This is a genomic window from Isosphaeraceae bacterium EP7 (genome assembly GCA_038400315.1).
Classification (GTDB): Bacteria; Planctomycetota; Planctomycetia; order Isosphaerales; family Isosphaeraceae; genus EP7.
This window is the reverse complement of record CP151667.1, coordinates 5,206,837-5,229,423: the sequence shown is the minus strand read 5'-3', so window position 1 is coordinate 5,229,423 and position 22,587 is coordinate 5,206,837. Positions and strand designations below refer to the sequence as shown.

At 66.4% G+C, this 22,587-nt stretch carries 19 protein-coding genes; 14 read left to right on the top strand and 5 right to left on the bottom strand.

Features of this window, described 5'->3' with window-relative positions:
- Positions 1-170 precede the first annotated feature (170 nt).
- Positions 171-362 (top strand): small basic protein, encoded by a 192-nt coding sequence (locus EP7_RS20325; RefSeq protein ID WP_463523979.1) that lies wholly within the window; start codon positions 171-173, stop codon positions 360-362.
- 224 nt (positions 363-586) lie between these two features.
- Entirely contained in the window at positions 587-1,462 is an 876-nt protein-coding gene (locus tag EP7_RS20320; protein ID WP_463523978.1) for a ZIP family metal transporter, read from the top strand.
- A 52-nt stretch (positions 1,463-1,514) separates the two neighbouring features.
- On the opposite strand, the gene EP7_RS20315 is transcribed toward EP7_RS20320, so the two are convergent.
- Positions 1,515-2,090, bottom strand: coding sequence for an FKBP-type peptidyl-prolyl cis-trans isomerase (locus EP7_RS20315; protein WP_463523977.1), 576 nt, complete (start codon positions 2,088-2,090; stop codon positions 1,515-1,517).
- 395 nt (positions 2,091-2,485) lie between these two features.
- On the opposite strand from EP7_RS20315, the gene pyrF reads away from it, so the two are divergent.
- The 5 genes from pyrF to lgt all read left to right on the top strand — a co-directional run bounded on the left by pyrF (position 2,486) and on the right by lgt (position 6,051).
- Entirely contained in the window at positions 2,486-3,430 is a 945-nt protein-coding gene (gene pyrF, locus EP7_RS20310) for an orotidine-5'-phosphate decarboxylase (protein ID WP_463523976.1), read from the top strand.
- An 87-nt stretch (positions 3,431-3,517) separates the two neighbouring features.
- A complete protein-coding gene (locus EP7_RS20305; RefSeq protein ID WP_463523975.1) occupies positions 3,518-3,880 on the top strand; it encodes a (2Fe-2S) ferredoxin domain-containing protein in 363 nt (120 codons plus the stop codon).
- Positions 3,880-4,788 carry a pantoate--beta-alanine ligase gene (gene panC / locus EP7_RS20300; protein WP_463523974.1) on the top strand — a complete coding sequence of 303 codons (909 nt, stop codon included), beginning with the start codon at positions 3,880-3,882 and terminating at the stop codon, positions 4,786-4,788. Before EP7_RS20305 ends, panC begins: the two co-directional genes overlap by 1 nt.
- Positions 4,763-5,158, top strand: a complete 396-nt coding sequence (gene panD, locus EP7_RS20295; RefSeq protein WP_463523973.1) for an aspartate 1-decarboxylase — start codon at positions 4,763-4,765, stop codon at positions 5,156-5,158. The genes panC and panD overlap by 26 nt, the downstream gene beginning before the upstream one ends.
- 29 nt (positions 5,159-5,187) lie before the next feature.
- Entirely contained in the window at positions 5,188-6,051 is an 864-nt protein-coding gene (gene lgt / locus EP7_RS20290; protein ID WP_463523972.1) for a prolipoprotein diacylglyceryl transferase, read from the top strand.
- A gap of 21 nt (positions 6,052-6,072) precedes the next feature.
- On the opposite strand, the gene EP7_RS20285 is transcribed toward lgt, so the two are convergent.
- From EP7_RS20285 to EP7_RS20270, 4 genes are all read right to left on the bottom strand, one after another.
- Positions 6,073-7,893: a cytochrome c peroxidase gene (locus EP7_RS20285; protein WP_463523971.1), complete on the bottom strand. Its 1,821-nt coding sequence runs from the start codon at positions 7,891-7,893 to the stop codon at positions 6,073-6,075.
- A gap of 132 nt (positions 7,894-8,025) precedes the next feature.
- A complete protein-coding gene (gene argS / locus EP7_RS20280; protein ID WP_463523970.1) occupies positions 8,026-9,882 on the bottom strand; it encodes an arginine--tRNA ligase in 1,857 nt (618 codons plus the stop codon).
- An 81-nt stretch (positions 9,883-9,963) separates the two neighbouring features.
- Positions 9,964-10,620: a ribosome silencing factor gene (gene rsfS, locus EP7_RS20275; protein WP_463523969.1), complete on the bottom strand. Its 657-nt coding sequence runs from the start codon at positions 10,618-10,620 to the stop codon at positions 9,964-9,966.
- Positions 10,621-10,911: 291 nt separating this feature from the next.
- Positions 10,912-12,165 carry a hypothetical protein gene (locus EP7_RS20270; protein WP_463523968.1) on the bottom strand — a complete coding sequence of 418 codons (1,254 nt, stop codon included), beginning with the start codon at positions 12,163-12,165 and terminating at the stop codon, positions 10,912-10,914.
- A 1,099-nt stretch (positions 12,166-13,264) separates the two neighbouring features.
- On the opposite strand from EP7_RS20270, the gene polA reads away from it, so the two are divergent.
- From polA to EP7_RS20235, 7 genes are all read left to right on the top strand, one after another.
- The gene (gene polA, locus EP7_RS20265; protein ID WP_463523967.1) at positions 13,265-15,958 is read left to right on the top strand and encodes a DNA polymerase I; all 2,694 of its coding nucleotides are present in this window, start codon (positions 13,265-13,267) and stop codon (positions 15,956-15,958) included.
- Positions 15,959-16,381: 423 nt separating this feature from the next.
- Positions 16,382-17,242: a dephospho-CoA kinase gene (coaE, locus tag EP7_RS20260; protein WP_463523966.1), complete on the top strand. Its 861-nt coding sequence runs from the start codon at positions 16,382-16,384 to the stop codon at positions 17,240-17,242.
- Between the two features lie 625 nt (positions 17,243-17,867).
- A complete protein-coding gene (gene rho, locus EP7_RS20255) occupies positions 17,868-19,310 on the top strand; it encodes a transcription termination factor Rho (protein WP_463528442.1) in 1,443 nt (480 codons plus the stop codon).
- A gap of 69 nt (positions 19,311-19,379) precedes the next feature.
- Positions 19,380-19,850 carry a 6,7-dimethyl-8-ribityllumazine synthase gene (gene ribH, locus EP7_RS20250; protein WP_463523965.1) on the top strand — a complete coding sequence of 157 codons (471 nt, stop codon included), beginning with the start codon at positions 19,380-19,382 and terminating at the stop codon, positions 19,848-19,850.
- Positions 19,851-19,927: 77 nt separating this feature from the next.
- Positions 19,928-20,257: a hypothetical protein gene (locus tag EP7_RS20245; protein WP_463523964.1), complete on the top strand. Its 330-nt coding sequence runs from the start codon at positions 19,928-19,930 to the stop codon at positions 20,255-20,257.
- A gap of 49 nt (positions 20,258-20,306) precedes the next feature.
- Positions 20,307-20,993 (top strand): hypothetical protein, encoded by a 687-nt coding sequence (locus EP7_RS20240; RefSeq protein WP_463523963.1) that lies wholly within the window; start codon positions 20,307-20,309, stop codon positions 20,991-20,993.
- A 115-nt stretch (positions 20,994-21,108) separates the two neighbouring features.
- Positions 21,109-22,581, top strand: a complete 1,473-nt coding sequence (locus EP7_RS20235) for a DUF1501 domain-containing protein (protein ID WP_463523962.1) — start codon at positions 21,109-21,111, stop codon at positions 22,579-22,581.
- Positions 22,582-22,587: the final 6 nt, after the last annotated feature.

The window sequence follows — 22,587 nt, the reverse complement described above, 5'->3', positions numbered from 1 at the left end:
CTCCGCGGCACATCGGGCTTAACGTGCTCAAGGGTTCGGCTTGCATCGATCTGCCGCGGGTGACACAATGTTCGCTTCGTTTCGACGGCCGGCCGGGTCGAGGATGCCACCCGCATTTCGATGACCGAGGCCGGGCCGTGTCCGGGTCGCTTGCGAGGGAGTCGGGGTCGATGTCGATTGACAAGAGCTTGAAGAAGGCGGGCGGCCTGGCCAGGTCCCGCAACGTCCTGAAGCGGGCCGAGCGGATGGCCCTGCTGCAAGAGGACGACAAGTGGACCCCCGAGAAGGGCGTCTACAACCTGCCCAAGACCAAATATCGCAGACTCGCCCCCGGCCAGTCGGGCCCCCTGCGCCCCGCCTGACGCGGGCAGATTCCGGGACCCAGGGCCGAACGCGGCCCCGGGGTTCCGGCGATCGTCCTCGATTCGTCGAGGTTCCTCGACCTCCCGGCGTGGCCGGGAACATTCGGTCGTGGATTTCTCCGGGAAGCCGGCAACAGCTCCGGTGTGCCCGCGAATGGACCGGCTTGCGGCGGACTACGGGCGGCGCCCCTCCGACCGATCGATGCCGGCTTGGAGTTCGTTCGATGGTGGCCCGGCTTGCGCTCTTCAGCGTCTCGGTGGTCGTGGCGAGCCTCTTCGGGGGCTGCTTCCCCCTGGCCGCCTCGCTCACTCACACCAGGCTCCAGGTCTACCTGAGCTTCGCCGCTGGGACGATGCTAGGAGCCGTTTTCTTCCACATGCTGCCCGAGGCCATCGAGCTGGCCGGCGGCGGCGATCAGAATGCGCTCGCCTGGACGGCCGCGGGCCTGCTCTCGCTCTTCTTCCTGGAACGCTTCTTCGCGTTCCACCATCACGAAGCGCCGGCCGACCCGCACGAGCCCTGCCCGACGCATCTCCACGAGCATGGCGACGGCCGCGGGCATGCCGCAGGGCTCGTCGACGAGGCTGCTCCAGGCGGCATCGGGCCGGGGACCAAGGGAGTTTCGCTCCACTGGGGGGCTGCCGCGATCGGCCTGACCGCCCACACAATCGCCGGTGGGATCGCCCTGGCCAGCGCCGTGGCCGCAGACAATGCGCTCGGCGATACGAGGCTGGGGATGACTTCGTGGGGCGTCTTCCTCGCGACCGTGCTCCACAAGCCGGCCGACGCCCTGACGATCGTCAGCCTGATGCTCCGCGCGGGCGTCCCACGCAACGTGGTCCACACGGTCAACCTGGGCTTCTCCCTGATGATCCCGCTGGGAGTGCTGCTTTTCTTCGCGGGAATCGGGCTCACCGGCCCCGGCAAGTCGGACGCCTTGACGGCCAATGCATTGGCCTTCTCCGCGGGCACATTCTTGTGCATCGCGCTGAGCGACCTGCTGCCGGAACTCCAGTTCCACGCTCACGATCGACTCAAGCTGTCGGCCGCGTTGCTCGCCGGCGTGGGCCTGATGGCCCTGGCCTCGGGCTGGGAATGATCCAGGCGTGTCCGGTCGAGGTCGATCGCCCGGACCGCCCGGTGCATCGTACTTACTGGACGCTGACCAGCTCGACCACGAAGACGAGGTCCGAATTGGCCGGGATCTTCTCCCCCTGAGCCTGATCACCGTAGGCCAGCTTGGCGGGAATTTCGAGCTTGCGCTTCTCGCCGACCTTCATCCCAGGGACTCCCTCATCCCAGCCAGGGATGACCGCGCCCACGCCGATCCTGGTCGACAACGGCTTGCCGCTGCCAACCGAGCTATCGAACTCGTTGCCGTTGCTCGCCAAGGTGCCGACATAGTGGATCGAGATCGTCTGGCCCGACTTGCACTCGGCCCCAGTCCCCTCGACGAGCGTGGTGTATTTCAGGCCCGAGTCGCGGGTGACCGTCTCGCCGACTTTCGTGGGCAATGCCGGCGGGACGTTTGAGGCTTCCGGCGTGGTGGGCAGCGACTTCGCCTGAGTGGCCGACTCGCCCAGCGCGGCCGCATCGGTGTCGGGTGTCACCGGGACGCGGACAAATTCCGTGCCGGGAGGGCCCACCGGCACGATCTGGGGCGGACCATCGCAGCCGGAAAAGGCCAGGAGCCCGGCCGAAGCGATCGAGAAAATCCTGCACCGCATCATCGAGAAAAACTCCCCCCGCGCGGACAGGTTCAAAGCCCGCGCGGCCTGCCGACGCCGAGAGAAAATAGGCCTCCCCGAGCCTGAACTTCAAGAGTTTCCTCAAGGTCCGGCCGGAGACGTGACCCTCCTATTATTGCGGCGGGGTCCGCGCCGATGCCAGTCCCCGCGCGAAGGGAACATGCGTCACTCCACCACAAACTTCGAGCCGCGATCGAGCTTCGATCTCGGACTTCGATCAGAGCACCGCACTAGATTGCCCCCCCAATCCGGGGCGGTCGGGCCGGGATTGGGCGTCGCCCAGGCTCCGTTGGTCTACCGGCCAGCATGCCTCGAAGCTAAAATCACCTGGTTTGTCGTCCATTCCCTCGTCCTGCCGGAACCGGAGCATCGTCGTGCATTTCGCCGATCGACTTGAAGGGGCCATCAGGCGGATCGGCAACGCGGTCTGCGTGGGCATCGACCCAAGGCCCGAGGACTTGCCCGCAGGCGTTCTGGACAGATTTTCCGCCGATCATGCGGGCATCGCGGCCGCCTTTGCGTTGTTCGGCCGGTCGGTCGTCGATGTTGCCACGTCGCTGGCCCCGGTCGTCAAATTCCAGGCGGCGTTCTACGAGGCCTATGGCCCAGCGGGGATGACGGCGCTGCACGAGACGGCCGAATACGCGCATGAGCGTGGCCTGATCGTGCTGATCGACGGCAAGCGTAACGACATCGGCTCGACGGCCGAGGCTTACGCCCGGGCCTACCTGGGCAAGGTCCCGTTCGGCGATCGGTTCGAATCGAGCTGGTGGGCCGATGCGCTGACGGTGAACCCTTACCTGGGCCGGGACGGGATCGACCCGTTCATCAACGTCGCAGCCCGCGAGGAGAAGGGCCTCTTCGTGCTGGTGAGGACCAGCAACGCGTCGGCCGGCGACTTTCAGGACCTGATCTGCGACGGCAAGCCGATCTACCGCCACGTCGCCGACCACCTCGCCGGCTGGGCCGAGCCCCAGCGCGGCGTGGGCGGTTACAGCCTGGTCGGCGCGGTTGTCGGTGCCACCTATCCCGAGCAGCTCGTTGAGCTTCGCGAGACCTTGCCGGGTGTCCTGTTCCTCGTCCCAGGCTACGGAGCCCAGGGGGGGACCGCCGCCGAGGTCGCCGGCGCCTTCGACGACCGAGGCCTGGGGGCGATCGTCAACAGTTCTCGAGGGCTTACGTTCGCCTACAACCGCCCCGCTTACCGTGAGACGTTCCGCGCCAACTGGCAGGGGGCCATCGAGCGGGCAATCCGTGACATGGCCGATGACCTGGCGGCCCACACGTCGTGCTCGCGCCTGAAGGTGACGTCCGCCTGAGCTTGACCCGCCCGACTTTCGGGCGAACGATGAGCGGTGCCGGACGCGACGTGGCGGCCGGCGATTGCGGTCCTCTGGAATCGACTGATGGCATCGTTCACCCACCACATCTTCATCTGCGGCAATGCCCGCGCGACTGACCACCCTCGGGGCAGTTGCGGCACCGAGCAATCGCAGGTCCTGCGCGATGCCTTCAAGAAGGCGCTCAAGACGGCAGGGGTCGGGTCCAGCGTGCGCGCCAACCCCGCCGGCTGCCTGGACCAGTGCGAGCACGGCCCGGTTGTCGTGATCTATCCGCAGAACATCTGGTACGGCCATGTCGGGCCCGAGGACGCGGCCCGGATCGTCGACCGGACGATCGTGGGGGGCGAGATCGTCGAAGATCTCCACATCATCGAAGACTGCCTGAACAACCCGTCGTGCCCGCATCGGGCGAAGGCGTCTATCTGATGGCCGAAACGCCCAAGATCTCGCTGGTTCGTGGCGTTGCCGAGGTCCGCGAGCAGGTTGCGCGGGCACGAGCTGCGGGGAAATCGATCGGCCTCGTGCCGACGATGGGTGCCCTGCACGCCGGCCACGTCGAGTTGATCCGCCGCTGCCGTGCCGACTCTGACTTCGTGGTCGTTTCGGTCTTCGTGAATCCGACCCAATTCGGCCCGACCGAAGACTTTACGAAGTATCCAAGGACCCTCGACGCCGACCTCGCCGCCTGCGAGCTCGGCGGGGCCGACGTTGTCTTCGCGCCCTTGGCCGAGGCGATCTATCCGAGAGGGACGGCGGAGACGACGTTCGTCGACGTGCCCGGGGTGACCGCTCGGCTGGAAGGGGCGAGCCGGCCGGGGCATTTCCGAGGGGTCGCGACGGTGGTTATGAAGCTCCTGAACCTCGTCGGGCCCGACCTGGCGCATTTCGGCAGGAAAGATTATCAGCAATTGCTCGTCGTCCGGCGAATGGTCGCAGACCTCGACGTGCCGGTGCGAATCGTGGGCGTCGACACGGTGCGCGAGGCCGACGGCCTGGCGATGAGTAGCCGCAATCGGTACCTGAATGTCGAAGAACGTAGGGCGGCCGTGGTCTTATCGAGGGCCCTCGGCCTGGCGATGGAGGCGACCCAGTCGGGAGAGCGGCGGGCCGACCGGGTTCGACAGATTTTGGTGGAAGAGATAGAATCGGAAGGGCTGGCGAAGCTCGATTACGCCGAAGTGGCCGATGCCGAGACGCTGGAGCCCCTGGCCACGCTGGGGGAAGGCCGCGAGGCGGTTGCGCTCCTGGCCGTCCGGGTCGGGCCCGCCCGGCTCATCGATAACGCGATTTTGCCGGGGACCAGACGCGATGCGGCTGACGCTGCTGAAAAGTAAGCTCCACATGGCGACCGTGACTCAGGCCGACCTGCACTATCATGGCAGCCTGACGATCGACCCCGACCTGATGGACGCCGTGGGCCTGCATCCCTACGAGGCGATCCTCGTCAGCAATACCGCGACGGGCCTGCGTGCGCAGACGTATGCGCTGTCAGGACGGCGGGGCTCGGGCGAGATCGGCCTGAACGGCGCGATGGCCCGGCTGGGCGGTGTGGGCGACCGGATCATCGTGATGGCTTTCGCCGAGTTGGAGCCATCCGAGGTCCCCGGGCATCAGCCCAGGGTGGTGGCCCTGGATCTCAGGAACCGGATCGTCGAGCAGATCGACTATCCCCCCGTGGGCGACGTGGTGCCCGCCTGGGCCTGACCGAGACGACACGGAGGAGAGTCAACGCCATGTGGCAGGTCTTGTTCCAGATCCCAGGCACGCCGATCAAGATCTACGGCTACGGCCTGATGCTGTTCCTGGCCTTCCTCGGCTCGATGAGGATTGCCGCCTGGCGAGCCAAGCGCGAGAACCTCGACGTCGACGTCGTCTACGACCTGGCGCTCTGGCTGTTCATCGGCGGCCTGGCCGGTGCCCGGGCGTTCTACGTCTGGCAGTACTGGGGGACCCGGATCCGCAGCCCGCTGGAGATCTTCATGATCTGGCAGGGGGGCATCGTCTTCTACGGGAGCATCATGGGGGGCGCCGCGGCGTTCTTCCTTTACTGGTTTCTCAGGCGGTTCCCTCTGCGGCCGATGCTCGACGTGGTCGCACCGGCGTTGGCAATCGGCATCGCGCTGGGCCGGATGGGCTGCTTCCTGAATGGCTGCTGCTACGGAGATGCGTGCGACTTGCCAATCGGTGTGACCTTCCCGGCGGGCACCGGCCCCTGGGAGAGCCAGGTCGCACGAGGTCTACTCAGCCCCACGGCGCTGCGGTCGCTGCCGGTGCATCCGACCCAGATCTATGCGGCCGTCGACGGCCTATTCCTGCTCCTGATCCTGAACGCGTATTTCCCGCTCCGTCGCCGGGATGGCGAGGTCATGGGCGTGCTCATGATCCTCTACCCCATCTCGCGATTCCTGGTCGAGCACCTTCGCAATGACGAGGGGGTCTTCTTCATGGGGATGACCATCTCGCAACTGGTGAGCGTGGGGCTGCTTGCCGGCGCGGTCCTCTACTGGGCTTATCTGCTGCGTCAGCCGAAGCGTCTCTATGCGAACGAGCCTCACGACGAGATGCCCGCTCCGATCGCAACCCCACAAGCTGTCTGAGCTTGCGGGGATTGCGGTGGGTCAGAGCGACTTGACATAGGCGATCAGGTCGTCGAGTTCCTGCTCGGTGAGCTCGCCCAGGCCGGTCACTTCTTCGGGGCTATGTGGGCCTTTCAGGGCGTCTCGCAGCGTCTCGGAACGGCCGTCGTGAAGGTAGGGGGCCTTGTCGTAGGCCCCCTTGAGCGAGGGCGGGTTGTAGCCTCGGTAGGCGTCGCCGGGCTCTTCGAGGCCGGTGAGGTGGACCTTGCCGTCGGTCAGGTTCGCCCCGCCGTGGCAGGTGTTGCAGGCCGCCTTGGGCGATCGGTAGATATCCTCGCCGCGACGTGCGGACTCGGTGAGCGAGCCGTCGGGGGCGAGGTTCGGGTTCTTGGGATGATCCAGGGTGCCAAGGTAAGCGACCAAGGCCTTGACCTCTTCGTCGGTTGGGGCCTTGCCCTGCATGCTTTTGGTGAACGATTCGATCGTCGCGTCTTCCAGACTTGTCTGCCAGCCGTGCCAGGTCCAGGGGCCGGTTGAGGCGACGCCTCGAAGCGTGGGGGCCTTCTTGCGGCTCCGCAGGTGTGCGGTGCTCAAGTCCTGGCTGCCATCATTGAGCGTGTCGTAGTCGAGCCCGTTGGTATGACCGTCGCTGTGGCAGGTGTTGCAGCTGTACCACTGGTTGAACGAGCGCTTGGCGTCGTGGAACAGCATCTCGCCGCGTCGGGCCAGGCCCGGTTCCGAGGGACCTCCCAGCGCGATCGTCTTCGTCAGGGTTCCGGTTGCGGCGTCGATGACCTGGACGGAGTCGGACAGGTAATTCGCGGCGTAGAGGGTCGGCCCGTCGGGGGCGAAGGCCAGCTCGGTGGGACGTCCTCCCAGCGGGATCCGCCGCACGCGGCCCTTCTCGCGAAGGAGCGACCCGGGGATCAGGTCGCGGGAGCCACCCGTGCGATACGGGAGCGTCCGGGCATCGCCCAGGATCACAACCTCGTGGGTGCCTCCGGCCGAGACCGCGACCGTCGAGCCGTCGCGTGTGATCGCCACGCCGTGAACATCGCCGAGTGCCTCGCCCTGGGGGTCGAGGGCCAGCGACTCGAATGTCTCATCCCCGGTCAACTTGACGCGTGTCAGCCGCTGGCCGAGCACCCAGCCCTGGTCGATGCTGTTGCGAGTGGTGGCGAAGCCGCGATTCTTCATGTGGACGACGTAGGCGTATTCGCCCCTGGAATCGATGGCCAACTGGCGCTGGTTGTCGCCCTCGGTCTCGGCCATGTTGACGACCTGGAAGGTCGCCGGATCGATGAAGCTCAGCGTCCTGCCCCGCGAGTTGGCCGCGATCAGGCGAGAACCATCCGGGGTGAGGGCCAGCGATCGGGGCTCGCGACCGACGGCGACGCGGCCGGTGACCTTCATCGCATCGAGGTCGACCCGGACCACCTCATTGGCGACACCCACGGCCACATACGCGGTCTTGCCGTCGGGAGAGACGACCACACCGCGCGGTTCGGGACCGACTTCGACCCTTCCGCCGATAGCGAGCCGGTCGTCCTTGATGTCGAGCCTGACGAGGTCATAGCCGTACCAGTGGGTCACCGCGGCGCGGGTCGCGTCGGCGGAGAAGGCGACCCCAGCGGGCTTGTCGCCGGTCGCGAGCTCGTGCAGGACCTCGCCGGCGCGGGGATCGACCAGCGAGACCGAGCCGGAGGTCTGGTTGGCGGTCAGCAGCCTGGAACCGTCGGTTGACAGGGAAAGCGCGACCGGCGAGCGATGCGGCGCTTCCGCGCCCTGGGCCGCGAGGGTCAGCAGGAGCCATCCGGCGAGCGTGCGTCCGATCGGACCGAGGCTGGACTGCGGGCTGGGCATCGCCGTTGACTCCGGGTGGGCGGGACGGGCAGTGCGAGGGGCGGGGCGAGTTCGATCAGGTCGAGATCGGCTTCAAGTAGCATATCCCGGCCGTCGAGTCTTCTCCACCCGGGGTGCCCGGCCCGGCCGGCGTCACATCCGCTCGACGACCTCGATCCCCAGCAGGTTCAGTCCAAACTTCAACGTCCGGGCGGTCAGGTCGCAGAGGGCCAGGCGGCTGTCCCGGCGCTCGGCGGACTCGGCCTTCAAGACAGGGCATTCCTCGAAGAAGGAGCTGAAACGGTTGGCCAGGTCGAACAGGTAGTCGGTCAGGATGTTCGCCTTCAGCTCGGCCGCGGCTAATTCCAACGCCTCGGGGAACTGGAGAAGGCGCAGGCCGAGGGCTCGCTCGGCCGGGTTGGACAGGTAGATTGCGGGGGCTGCGGCGCGGATCGCTTCCGGGGCGAAATCTCCCTTGCGGAAGATGCTACGGATCCGGGCGTAGGCATACTGGAGATAGGCGCCAGTGTTCCCGTTTCGGGCCATCATTTTGGACCAGTCGAACACATAATCGCTGAGCCGGTTCTGCGAGAGGTCGGCATATTTGATCCCCCCCAGGCCGACGACCTCGGAGACGCGGTCTCGTTCTTCGGCGGTGAGGTCTGGGCTGCTCTCATCGACGACCTTACGGGCCTCGACGACGGCCTCGTCGAGCAACGATTCCAGGCCGATGACGTCGCCGTCGCGGGTCTTGTAGGGGCGTCGGTCGGGGCCCATGATCGTGCCGAAGGCGACGTGCTCGAGCCTGGCCCGGGTCTGGCCCCATTTCCTGGATACGGCGAAGAGCTGCTTGAAGTGGTCCCCCTGGCGATGGTCGACCACGTAGAGGACGAGGTCGGGGTCCCAGGTCCGGTCGCGGTATCGGATGGTGGCCAGGTCGGTTGTGGCGTAGTTGAAGGCGCCGTCACGCTTGCGGACGATGAAGGGGGCCTTGCTCCCCTCGGTGAAGACGACGGTGGCCCCCTCGCTGGGGACGGCCAGGCCGGCGGCCTCCAGGTCGGCCACGATATCGGCGAGCATCGGGTCGTAGAAGCTCTCGCCGAGCTGGACGTCGAACTTCACGCCCAGGCGTACATAGACGGCCTCGAGCGCCTTGAGGCAGTGGGGCATGAACTGGGCCCAGAGCGCCCGGTTCTCGGGGTCGCCTGAGTGCAGCTTCGCGGTTTCGGCCCTGGTGTCATCGGACACCTTGCGGCTGGCCGCGATCTGCGACTTCACCCCTTCAAGCGTCATGTCGGTCCCCTCGGCGAGCTTGGCGAAGAGGGCCGCCGCGGGCTCGGCCTGCCCGAGTGCGCTCAGTTCAAGCGGCTTCTTGAACGTCTCGCTCAAGGTCTCGCCCGGCTTGATCGAGGCTTGCGCCAGGCGGTAGAGCCGGGCCAGCTCGGCGACCGGATTCGCCTCGTAGGCGGCGTCATCCCGGTGATTTTTCCAGCCCCAGAGGATCATGCCGAACTGGGAGCCCCAGTCGCCCAGATGATTGTCGCGGATCACGTTGTGGCCGAGGGCCTCGTGGATCCGCGCCAAGGACTCGCCGATGACGGTCGACCGGACGTGGCCGACATGCATCGGCTTGGCGACGTTGGGGGAGGAGTAGTCGATGACGACGGTGAGCGGGTTCGCCGGGGGGACGAGCCCAAGCTTTGGGTCGGCGAGCAGCGTGCCGAGTTCCCCGGCGAGCCACTCGTCGAAGAGTCGGACGTTAAGGAACCCAGGGCCGGCGATCTCGGGGGGCCCGGCCAGCGGCGCAAGGTTGACTTCATCGAGCACTTGCTGGGCGACCTGGCGCGGGTTGAGCTTGGCCGCCTTGGCGATGGCCATGCAGCCGTTGGCCTGGTAGTCGCCGAACTTGGCGTCGGTGCTCTGGCGCACGGCCTCGGCAAACGCGACGGGGTCGCCTCCCTCGGGGGTGGCGGCGGCGAAGGCGATGCGCAGGCGTTGGAGGACGTTCATGAGGTCCGGTCGGCGGCTGGGGGTGGCCCGCCCGCGAACGGCGGGCGGTTCGGGGCAGGGCACCGGTGGGCGGTTGAAAACTTACTCGGCGACGGGGCTCTCCGCCTCATCGGCGGCGGGCGTTTCCGTTTCGTCGGCGACGGCCGTCTCCGCTTCGTCAACGGCGGGCGCGTCGGTCGCGGGCTTCTGGCCCCTGAGGGGGCGCACCTTCAGCTCGCCGACGACGCTCGACGGGTCCTGCCAGTCGATGCGCGGGGCGTCGTTCCAGATGTCTTCGAGGGCGTAGTACGACCGCGCGTCCTCGGAGAAGAGGTGTACGACGAAGTCGCCGTAGTCGATCAGGGTCCAGCGCCCTTCCTCGGAGCCTTCCATCCCGAGCTTCTTCTCGCCGATCTTCTTCATCTCGATATCGACCTCTACGGCGATCGCCGAGGCGGATCGACGCGAGGTGGCGGTGGCGATGACGAAGAAGTCGACTAGCGGCGAGCCCGGCCGGAGGTCGAGGACGAGGATGTCCTTGGCCCGGTTGTCGTCGGCGATCCGGGCGCAGGCCTTGGATAGCTCCAGGGCCTTGGCAAGCCGGGTAGGCGAGCTGCGGGCGACCGCGTGATGCGGCACGTCGTCCTGGTCGATCTTGCGGAGCGTGCGCGTCGGAATCCCGTTGCTGGGCCGGTCGGAATTGACCGGCTTGGGGAGTTCGGTTTCTTCGTTACGCGGTTCGGCTTCGGTCTCGGCCATCAGGCTCGATCCAATCCCATCAAGTCATCGGCCGCCCCGGGTGGCGCCTGGTCGGCCCGCGGGCGTTCGTAGTGGCTCAAGCAGCAGACAAGCAAGGCGCCGGCCGGGTTAGCCGGCTGACCTTTCATTCTACCGCCGGACTCATCCGGTGCCTATCCTCGTGGCGGGACCGTGCCGCAGCCGGTCGGAATCCCGTGGCGCAACGGCGATCGTTCCCCGACGCGCGGAATCTTCCGGTTCAGACCGAATTGAGAAAGAGCCGAGCGATACCATCGGGCCGCCGGCCGGTTTTCAGGCGGCCGGGGCGCTCATGAGACGGATCTGGGGCGATCGAACCGGCCGGGTCGGTCTCGTAGCAGGCCTGATCAGTTGGCCGACGGGGCGAGCCTGGAGCCTGCCGGCCGATTTCGAGGCGATCGGGGCCGCCTTCGCCACCCCAAGCGACCGCGCCAGACTGCGGAGTCGGCCTTCAAGATGGGTTCGTCCCGCGAATGTGCCGAGTTTGGAAAGCGGGATTCGCCCAAAGTGAGTTCCGCGATCGATGACCGGCTGGCCTTGTCCCGAGTCGGGGACTTGGCCCGGCCGATGGGAGCCACCGGGGCCGGGCGTGCCGGGTGTCGGCGGAGGAGGACCGGGGTCGGGCCTGGGCGCTGGGAACGTGGCCACGGCGGCCGGATTGGGCCCGCGCCAGGCGGGCGGGTCGAAGTCCCGCTTGCCGAAGCCGTGATCGTCTGATTTTGCTTTCCCCCGGCGCATCAAGTCCAGCGCCCATCGCATCCGCCGGAAGCTGGCCGTCTCGTACCGGCGCAACAGGATCAGCGTCGGGTCATCCGCGGCGATCAGGCCCAGCGTCGTCGCCTCGCGTCGTTCGTCGTCGACCGAGTCGAGGGCCTCCTCTTTCCGGTCGAGCAGCGCCTCCAGTTCGTCGCCGACGATCTCCCGCAGGTGGGAAAGCGGCTCGACCCCCTCCGGCACGTCCAGCGGATTGTCCAGCTCACGCATGTCGGCCGCGACGCCGAGCAGGTCGAGCGCCAGCCCTGCCTGCGACTCACTCCAGGCCCCGCACTTGTCGAGCCTCTTGCCCAGCCCGACCCAGCGAGCGATGAGCCAGTCGCAGCCGGCCGACGTGCTCGCCAGCTTCGGCGCGATCTCCTCGGGCTGCTCGGCGAGCGTGCGTCCGAGCCTGGCGGCTTCGGACTTGCGCAGGTCGGCCCAGCAGGCCCCGGCCTCCCGCCCCCGGAGGTCGCGGGCCAGCCGCTCCTCGATACGGCAGCGGTCGATGCGCACGCTCTCGATGGCGATCGTCTCGACCAGCCCCACCTCGAACGCGTTGGTCGGCCGGAGCGACGAGTTCCACTGCTCGGCCCGCTCGCGTGCGGCCTCGGTCTCACGTTGCGGGACCACGACGCCGTCGCCGGCCAGCCCGTGAATCAGGCTATTGCGGCGGGATTGGGCCTTGCCCTCCTCCGTCCTCGGCCCGGTGCTCTTCTGAGCATTGCGGCGATTGGCGTCGATCCGGCGCTGGCTGACTTCGAGCTTCCCCATGGTGCTGCGTCGCTTCCCGGGTGCGGATTCATCAAGTGCGAGGCCCGCGCGGCGTCGCGCGAGTGGTGGGCCTCCTATTTGAATATTATCCCTTAAGCGGGACAATATCTCCCTGATTAATGGACGAAATGGGAAAATTATTCCGGCCAACCTGCCCAGGCCGGCAATGTCACGCCAACGAATGGTCGGACTCCGCGTGGTCAGAATCGATCCTGGCGCGCGAGATTTGAGCGACAGGAATGATCAATCGCTCGGGTCTCGAATGAAATCGCGTGAGATGTTAAACGACCCCTTTCCTATGCCGAGTGATTTGCGATGATGCGCATCGAACTCGTGTCTCGTCACGTCTTCTCGCCCGACCAACCCAAGCCAGGCTGCCGACACTATGAAGGACCTCGATGCCAACCTCGTGGCCGACGCTGCTCGGCGGTACGCCGTCCTTCGACGGCGTTACTGGCGGAGCTCCCTCGGCGCCGGGGCTCTCATCGGCGGCGTGGCCCTGTTCATGAAATTCCAGGACGAGTTCGGCCTAGCCAGCCGCTTCGTTCTGATCGCCCTCTTCGTCGTTGGGTTCTTCACATGCTGGGTTGTCTGCCTCGTCACATGGTACTCAATCATCCACTTTCGCTGCCCTTGCTGTGATAAGAGTTTTGCCCAGTCGTGGTATAACACGGTGCCGACGGCATACTGCAAACACTGCGGCTTATTTCTCGGCAACCCGCAATAGGGCCCTTCGCCAAACGGCCGGGCGAGCCTGTCCTCAGGGATCTCACGGTCTCGGGCCATCGACCTGAGCCGACGATCGCGATCCTTCCCTGGCTTCCTTCGGCGATTTCGAAATGGTCGCAAGGATAAGCAACGGTGAATATTATCGAGAATATTGCAGAGATCGATTCCCTTGGGCTTCGGTTTTAGATGTTCTGACGAGGTCGAGAGAAGCCTTTTTCCTCAGCCTGGATGGGCCAGAGGCTTATTCGTGCTGCGACGACGATTCCCGCTCGATCCTGACGTTGACTCTGCTTGCCTTGACGGTCATCGGGCGGAGAGATAGCCTGCCGTTCGCGTCCGGCCTTTCCCTTCTCCCCAGAAGAATTGCCCAATGACTGCCCGACCCGTCTTCTATGTTCTGGATGCGTATTCGCTGATCTTCCAGAACTTCCACGCCATTCCCAAGGAGATGGCGGGGCCGGGTGGGCAGCCGACGAATGCGACGTTCGGGATGTTCAGGGATGTTTTGAGCCTGCTCAGCAAGCGGAAGCCGGATTATCTGGCGGCGGCGTTCGACGGCGGGGGGAAGCTGCTCAGGTCGGACATTTTCCCGGAGTACAAGGGGCAGCGGGCCGAGATGCCGGTCGAGTTGGTCTCGCAGATTCCGGTGATCCGTCGGGTGTTCGAAGGCTTCGACGTGCCGGTCTTGATCCAGCCCGGGTACGAGGCCGATGACGTCATCGCCACGCTTGCCAGGCAGGGCGAGGCGCGCGGGATGGACGTTTACATCTGCACGGCCGACAAGGACGCTCGGCAGCTCCTGTCGGATCACGTCAAGATCGTGAATTTGCGCAAGGATGAGATCATGGACCCGGCGGCGCTGCTGGCCGACTGGGGGATCAGGCCCGATCAGGTGGTGGACCTGCTCTCGCTGACGGGCGACACGGTCGACAATGTGCCGGGGATTCCGGGGATCGGCCTGAAGACCGCGACGACGCTGCTCCAGCAGTTCGGGACCCTGGACAACCTGCTCGCCAATATCGACAAGGTGGCGGGGGCCAAGCGCAAGGAGAATTTGCGTGAGCATGCCGAGACGGCTCGCCGGGGGCGGGTGCTGATCGAGCTGAAGGATGACCTTGAGTTGGGGATCGACTGGGACGACCTGAAGGTCAGCCAGGCGAACATTCCGGCGCTGCGGACGCTCTGCATGGAATGCGGGTTCCATACATTCTTGCGTGACCTGGGGGATGCTCCACGCCCCGAACAAGCCGCGTGGGTGGCCGAGTATGTGTCGGTGGACACGCCCGAGGCGTTTGATGCGTTCCTGGTCGAGCTGAGAAAACAGCCGAGGATCTCGGTTGACACCGAGACGACGTCGATCGACCCGCTGCAAGCCGAGCTAGTGGGGCTCTCGTTCTGCTGGGAGCAGGGCAAGGCCTATTACCTGCCTGTGAAGGGGCCCGAGGGGGCCAGGGTGCTCGACCTGGCGACGACGCTGGATGCGATCAGGCCGATCTTGACCGATCCGATGGTCGAGAAGATCGGCCAGAACATCAAGTATGACATGCTGGTGCTGGGCAGGGCTGGGCTGCACATCACGGCGCCGATTTCCGACACGATGGTGCTGAGCTACCTGCTGGAAAGCGGCGAGCGGAACCATAACCTCGACCAGCTCTCGATGCGGCTGCTCGACCACTCGATGATCCCGATCACGGCCTTGATCGGCAAAGGGAAGACGCAGACGACGATTGACAAGGTGGACGTGGCCAAGGTGGCCGAGTACGCCGGCGAGGATGCCGACGCGACCTGGCGGATCGAGGCGATCCTGGCGCCCAAGGTGCGCGAGGAGGGGCTCTGGATGCTCTATGATGAGGTCGAGCGGCCTTTGATCGCCGTGCTGACGGCGATGGAAGACGTGGGCGTGAAGGTGGACATCGCGCGGCTGGCGGAGCTTTCCGTCGAGTTCGCCGGCAGGATCGCCGAGATCGAGGAGAAGATCTATGCGCTGGCGGGGCATCCGTTCAACATCGGCTCCACTCTGCAACTCCGTCAGGTGCTCTTCGATGAGCTCAAGCTGCCTTCGCCGAAGAAGACACCAGGCGGAGAGGCGAGCACCGCGGCCGACGTCCTGGAAGAACTCGCCCCGCTGCACCCGCTCCCCAGGCTCCTGATCGACCACCGGCAGCTGAGCAAGCTGAAGTCGACGTACCTGGACGCCCTGCCGACCCTGGTCCACCCGGTCGACGCCCGCGTCCACGCGTCGTTCAACCAGGTGGTGACGGCGACCGGTCGGCTCAGCTCCAGCGACCCGAACTTGCAGAACATCCCGGTGCGAACCGAGGACGGCCGGCAAATCCGCCAGGCGTTCGTCGCGGGCCATCCGGGGTGGTCGATCCTGACGGCCGACTATTCGCAGATCGAGCTGCGGGTGCTCGCGCATTTTTCGAAGGATCCGGCGCTGGTGCACGCGTTCGCCAGCGACCACGACATCCACGCGGCGGTCGCCGGGCGGATCTTCGGCGTGCCCGAGGCCGAGGTGACGAGCGCCCAGCGGCGGATGGCCAAGACGGTCAACTTCGGCGTGATCTACGGGATCCAGGCGTTCGGACTGGCCGCCCGACTGGGGATCAGTCAGAAGGATGCCGGTGCATTCATTGACGCTTATTTCCGCGAGTATGAGGGGGTTGCGGCTTTCATACGCCGAACGCTTGAGTCTGCTCAGGCGACCGGGCGGGTGGAGACGATTCTGGGACGACGGCGACCAATCCAGGGGATCAAGAACACGTCGGAGCGGATGAAGACGCAGGCCGAGCGATTCGCGGTGAACACGGTGATCCAGGGGTCTGCGGCCGACCTGATCAAGAAGGCGATGCTGCTGGTCGACTCCGAGCTGAGGCGGCAGGGGCTCAAGGCCCGCCTGATGCTTCAGATCCACGACGAGTTGCTGTTCGAGGCCCCCGACGAGGAGATTCCGGCGCTGACGGAGCTGGTGCGGCGGTCGATGACGACGGCGCTGACGCTGGATGTCCCCCTCAAAGTCGACGTCTCCGTCGGGCCCAACTGGCTGGATGTGCGGCCCGCCTGAAATTCCGGGTTTTCATGTGACAAATTGGTCCGTGCCACGGAATGGAGTTGCGAGCGCGATGCCACCGGGGTATAAAGAGACATCGTCTGCTTGCTTCCCGCTCAACGGTCTTGCACCGCCCATCATGATCTCCGGTTGAGCGCCTCGCTCTGACCGTGCCCCGGGTCGGGGTTGATCATCTCGGGACTTTCTCACGTTCACTACCGCCTTTCGATTCACTTCAACTGAACACCGGCCTCGGTGACGAGCTTCCTCGACCCTGCGACGGGTGAGGCTGCCTGCAAGAATCAAGACAGGTCGTGCGACGATTCTTCGTCAGTTGTCGATCCGGCGTTCTCGCGAAGACTTCGATTCCGCATCGACCCCTGCCCGCGTCTCCACACCAATTCACATCCATCCGATCTCCCAATTCGACCACGGCTCATGGCCCACCCCACCCGCAACGAATCTGAATCGCCGCGCAGCTCGCCCGGCCCCTGGCTCCACGGCCTGATCCCCGTCATCGGCCTGATCGGCGGCATCGGTTCCGGCAAGAGCCGGGTCGCTGCGCTGCTGGCCGAGCACGACGGCTTCGTCATCGATGCCGACAAGGTCGGGCACGCCTTGCTCGATCAGTCGCCGGCACGCGACTCGATTCGCGAGCACTTCGGCCCCTCGGTTTTCGCCGAGCCCGAAGGGCCCGACGAGCTCGCCAAGGTCGACCGCAAGGCGCTCGGGCGGATCGTCTTCTCCAATCCGAACGAGCGGCTCGCGCTGGAGGACATCCTCCACCCGGCCATGCGTCGGACCTTCGAGAAGGCGATCGGCCGTGTGCTGCGACGCAAGCAGCACCGGATGATCATCCTCGACGCCGCGGTGCTGCTCGAAGCCGGCTGGGCCGACCTGTGCGACCTGGTCATCTTCGTCGACTCACCCGAGTCGGCTCGGATCGAGCGGGTGGCCACCTCGAGGGGCTGGACGGCCGATGAGCTGAAGCGCCGCGAGGCCTCTCAGCTCTCCGTCGATCGCAAGCGGGTGAGTGTCGACCGGGTGCTGCTGAACCATGGGGATGAGGAGCAACTTCGCGCCACCGTCGATCAATTCTGGGCCGACCTGAAGGCGGAGAACCGCAAGAAGCACGGCGAGGCGGCCATCCGCCGCCAGGTCGCGGCCGCCAAGCGGGCCGACCGGAGTGGCCCGACTCCTGGCCCGGGCGGGAGCGGGGCCCCCACGAGGGGCGGACGACGCTTCAAGCCCCCGGGCGGTCCCAGGCGTTCCTCGGGGCGCGGCAATTCCGGCTCCTGAAATCTCCTCCACGCATCGACCCGATCACGTCTCCCGCACGACCGACTCCGAACCCACCCGCGGCGCCGTCCTGGCTCTCCGCGGCCCCCCCGCCCTTGCCCCCGGCCCGGCCGCCTCGGCCGCCCCGGGTCGCGATGATTGCCAACGAGGAGCTCCGATCGACATGGCCAACGAGACGCGTCCACGCCGGGAGTCGTCCGGCTCGCCTCGCCTCCGCAAGACCGCCGTCTCGACGCCGTCGCCCGCGGACGACTCGGCCGTTGCGCCGTCGCCCGAGCCGGTCGAACTGCCCCCCGTCCCCGCCCCCGCAGTTGCCGAGGTCGAGGCACGGCCCGTCCACGGCGCCGAGGCTCGACCGGCGCCCGAGCGCGAGCCGGCGCCGAGGTACATCGACCGGCCCCGCGAGGGGGGGATGAGCATCCGCGACCGGCTCAATCGAGATCGGGTCGAGCGCGAGGTCGCCGCCTCGCCCATCGGCAGGACCCGGCCCCTCCCCACTCCGCAGCGCGACGCCCAGGCCCCGCAGCGCGAGATCCAGGCCCCCCAGCGGGACGGCCAGGCGCCGCAGAAGGACGGCTTCGGCTCGCACTCCGATGGGCCCGCCGTTCGGGTCGTCCGCGACTCGATGCCCGCCTCGCACGCCCCCCGAGCCGATCAGCACGCGGCGGCCCAGGTGCACGCCGGGCACCCCCAGGACGAACGCTCGCCGGCTGACGGGTTCGAGGAGGACGCGGAGTTCGAAGGCGACGAGGACGCGTTCGGCGACACCGAGATCCACGACCGCTACGAGGACATCAAGCGCGGGGAGATCCATCTCACCGAACTGCAGAAGATGACGATGCCGCAGCTCATTCGCACCGCCAAGGCGGAGGGTGTGGCCGAGTACACGGGCCTGAAGAAGCAGGACCTGATCTTCAAGATCCTCAAGGAACGGGTCAAGCAGAACGGCCTGATGTTCGGCGAGGGGACGCTCGAGGTCCTGCCCGACGGTTTCGGCTTCCTGCGCAGCCCCGACTACAACTATCTTCCCTGCCCGGACGACATCTACGTCTCGCCCAGCCAGATCCGCCGCTTCGGCCTGAAGACCGGTGCGATCGTCGCCGGCCAGATCCGCCCCCCCAAGGAGAACGAGCGTTACTTCGCCCTCCTGCGGGTCGAGGCGATCAATTACGAAGACCCCGACAAGTTGAGCGAGAAGGTCGGATTCGACGACCTGACCGCGATGCACCCGACCGGCCGCCTGATCCTGGAGACGGGGCCCGACGACCTGAACATGCGGGTCGTCGATATGGTGACCCCGATTGGCAAGGGGCAGCGCGGCCTGATCGTCGCCCCCCCGCGCACCGGCAAGACCATCCTGCTCCAGAAGATCGCCAACAGCATCCTGGCCAATCACCCCGATGCCTACGTGATGGTCCTGCTCATCGACGAGCGGCCCGAAGAAGTGACCGACATGGAACGGTCGGTCAAGGGGCCGACCGCCGAGGTCATCAGCTCGACCTTCGACGAGCCCGCCAGCCGCCACATCCAGGTGGCCGAGATGGTCATCGAGAAGGCCAAGCGGATGGTGGAGTACGGCCGGGACGTCGTGATCTTGCTCGACTCGATCACCCGGCTCGCCCGCGCATATAACACCGAGGCCCCGCACTCGGGCAAGATCCTCACCGGCGGCATCGACGCGTCGGCCTTGCAGAAGCCCAAGCGATTCTTCGGCGCCGCCCGCAAGATCGAAGAAGCCGGCAGCCTGACCATCCTGGCCACCGCGCTCATCGAGACCGGCAGCCGGATGGACGACGTCATCTTCGAGGAGTTCAAGGGGACCGGCAACATGGAGCTGCACCTCGACCGACGACTGGTCGACAAGCGGGTCTGGCCGGCCATCGACGTCAACCGCTCGGGCACCCGCCGCGAAGAGCTGCTGATGGACCCCGACGAGCTGCGCCGGGTCTGGATCCTCCGCCGGGTCCTGAACGACATGAACCCGGTCGAGGCGATGGAGCTGCTGACCGGCCGGATGCGCAAGTCGAAGTCGAACGCCGAGTTCCTCATCAGCATGAATCTCTCCTGAATCTCCCCGTGCGTGCGGGCCTTCCAACGCCCGCACGCACGGCCGCCGAATCTCGCCGTGAGGTCTCCGATGCCGCTGTTCCAGGGCGATTTCTCGCCACCCGCCGGGCGATTCGCCATCGTGGTCGCCCGGTTCAATAGCCTCGTGACCGAGGCCTTGCTCGCCGGATGCCGCGACGGCTTCGAGCGCCACGGCGTCTCGGCCGACCGTGTCGACGTGGCCTATGTACCCGGTTCATTCGAGATCCCATTGGTCGCGCGCAAGCTGGCCGAGGGGGGGAAGTACGCGGCGGTGGTCTGCCTGGGGGCCGTGATTCGCGGCGAGACGGGTCATTATGATCACGTCGCCGGGGGGGTCACCTCGGGCCTGATGCAGGCGTCGCTGGCGACCGGGGTGCCGATCATCTTCGGCGTGCTGACGACCGACACCGTCGAGCAGGCGCTCAACCGTTCGGGCCTGAAGTCGGGCAACAAGGGGCAGGAGTCGGCCCTGGCCGCGATCGAGATGGTCAACCTGCTGGCCTCGATTTCCGGGGGCTGAAGGCCAAGATTTGCCGACGCCGGGCGAATGCCTCGCATCGGGGATGCGGGGCTCGACGGGCGCGGGAGATCAGTCCGATGGATCCGATCGACGACGAAGGACGTGCTGGCCAGATCAGCTCGGCCATCTGGCTGCTCGGGATGGCGGCCTTGTTCTACACGGGTCGCTGGTGGCCGGGCATCATGTTCGTCATCGGCGCCTCGTCCATCGTCCAGTGCCTGCTCCAGGGCCGTGGCTGGTGGTACGCGATGGAGGCGAGCATCTGGTCGATCGGCATCGGGCTCTGGGCCCTGACGGGTTACAGTATGGCCGCCTTCTTCGGCATGCTGGGGGTCGCGGCCTTGTTCGGGGCGCTATTCAGGCCCTCGCCGCATGCCAAGCCCGAGGTCGACAATCGCCTGGAATGAACCGACCCCGGCCTTGATCGGGGCGTCCACCGATCGCTGAGGCAACCGCATGTCCACCGTGCCGCTCATCCCCCAGTCGTTCTGGTTCCGGATGGCCCTGTCGTGCCCGCGCGTCGACGGCATCCCGCGCCCTTCGCTCAAGGGGCGATTCCTCGACCTGCCCGAGTCGTGCCGGCTCCCTTCGCTGTCGCAGCTCGACGGCAAGGACTCGTGGGCCGACATCCGGGTGGCCTGGAATCCCAACGGGCTGGCGGTCTCCGTCGAGGTGACCGGCAAGAAGAAGGCCGTCTCCGCCGACCCTTATCGGATCCAGAGCGAGGGCGTCGGCGTCTGGGTTGACACCCGAGACACGCGCGACATCCATCGCGGCAGCCGCTTCTGCCACCGATTCCAGGCGACGCTTGTCGGTGCTGGCAAGGATGTGGAGTTCGTCCAGAAGACAATTGCGCGGGCGATCGCCGATGCGCCGACCTCGGTCAAGGGGAGCATCGAAGCCCGGTCCGAGATCTTCAAAGGGGGCTGGAGGCTGGAGATGTTCCTGTGGTCGACGGCCCTGCACGGCTTCGACCCCGAGACGAACCGCAGACTCGGGCTGCTCATCCAGGTGACCGATCAGGAGCGGGACGACCTTTATCTGGGGATCGGCCGCGAGTTCCCGGTCGGTGAAGACCCGAGTCTCTGGGCGTCGCTCGACCTGCGCGAGTCGGACGGTTCAGCCATGCAGAGCTTGATCTAGGTTGAATATTTGATAAGCTTTCTGTCCTCTCCCCAGAAAGATCTGGCAATCGAGGGTTGCACGACGATCTGCTCCGCAATGCCACCCGCCGACTTCTTGAGCGAGGGGGAGCCCGATGCCCGGATCAGGCCGTTCGACTCCGCGACACGACCATTCCCACGCGTTCTCCTCGCTCAGGGCGCGCGAGCGTGAAGGGTTGGTGGTGGGCAGTCGCCGAGGGATGCTCAAGGCGAGCCTGGCGGGGCTGGCCGGGCTGAGCCTGCCGGAGCTTCTCAGGCGTCGGGCACTCGGCGCCGGGGAGAAGACCGGTCGCGCGTCGGCGGGCAAGAGCGTGATCCTGCTTTGGATGGCGGGGGGCCCGAGCCAGATCGACACCTGGGACCCGAAGCCGTCGCGCCCTCTGGAGAACCGCGGGCCGTTCGGCGTCATCCCGACGAAGGTGCCTGGCGTCCACTTCTGCGAGCATCTGCCGAAATCGGCCGCGATGCTCGATAAGTTCAGCGTGATCCGGTCGGTCGATTGCCGGTTCAGCAATCACGAGCCGAACAAGGTGATGCAGACGGCGAACCTCGATGCCGAGCCGAGGCTGAATCCCGCCAGCGGCGACATGTACCCGTCGTTCGGCTCGGTCATCGCCCGGGAACACGGGGCAAATCGGCCGGGCATCCCCGCTTACGTCGCCTTCCAGACGTCGCGGTCGCACGTGGCGCACGCGGGCTTTCTAGGCAAGAAGTTTGACCCGTTCATCGCCAATTCCGCCTGCAAGCTACCGGTCTACAACGACGTCGGCGTGGATAGCGGTCAGATGACCGGGGCCGACTTCTTCAGGCTCCCCGCGGGTGTCGACCGCGATCGGCTGTCCGGCCGGCGGTCGCTGCTCGGCGATCTCGATTTGCTGAGGGCGCAGCTCGACGCGTCGCCTTCGATGGCTGCGCTAGATGACTACGGCCAGCAGGCGGTCGAGATGCTGGTCGGACGACGGGCCCGCGACGCGTTCGATATCGACCTCGAACCTCGGTCGGTCCGCGAACGCTACGGAAAGCACCTCTGGACTCAGCAGGCGCTGCTCGCCCGGCGTCTGGTGGAAGCGGGAGTCGCGTTCGTGACCCTTGACCTCAGCTATCATACCGCCTCAGGGACCTGGGATACCCACGGCGACAACATCCCCCCGTACGGCGGCATCTCCAAGGGGTTGAAGCCGCTCCTGCCGCTGTTCGACCACCTGTTCACGACCCTGGTGGACGACTTGGACGAGCGCGGTTTGCTGGACGACACACTCGTCCTGGGCATGGGTGAGTTCGGGCGGACTCCCAACATGGGGACCCAGGGGAGCACCGACGGCCGCGACCACTGGCCTTACGTCATGTCGATGATCGTCGCCGGCGGCGGGTTGCGGCATGGCCAGGTCATCGGCTCGACCGAGCTGGACGGCGGCCACATCAAAGACCGGCCCGTGACTCCCGGTGACATCGCCGCCACGATTTATCGACACATGGGCGTGCCGCTCGAGACGACGTATGTCGACGGCAGCGGCCGCCCCCGATTCATCGTCGACGGCGGCGGCGAGCCGATCCGCGAGTTCTTCTGATCCCGA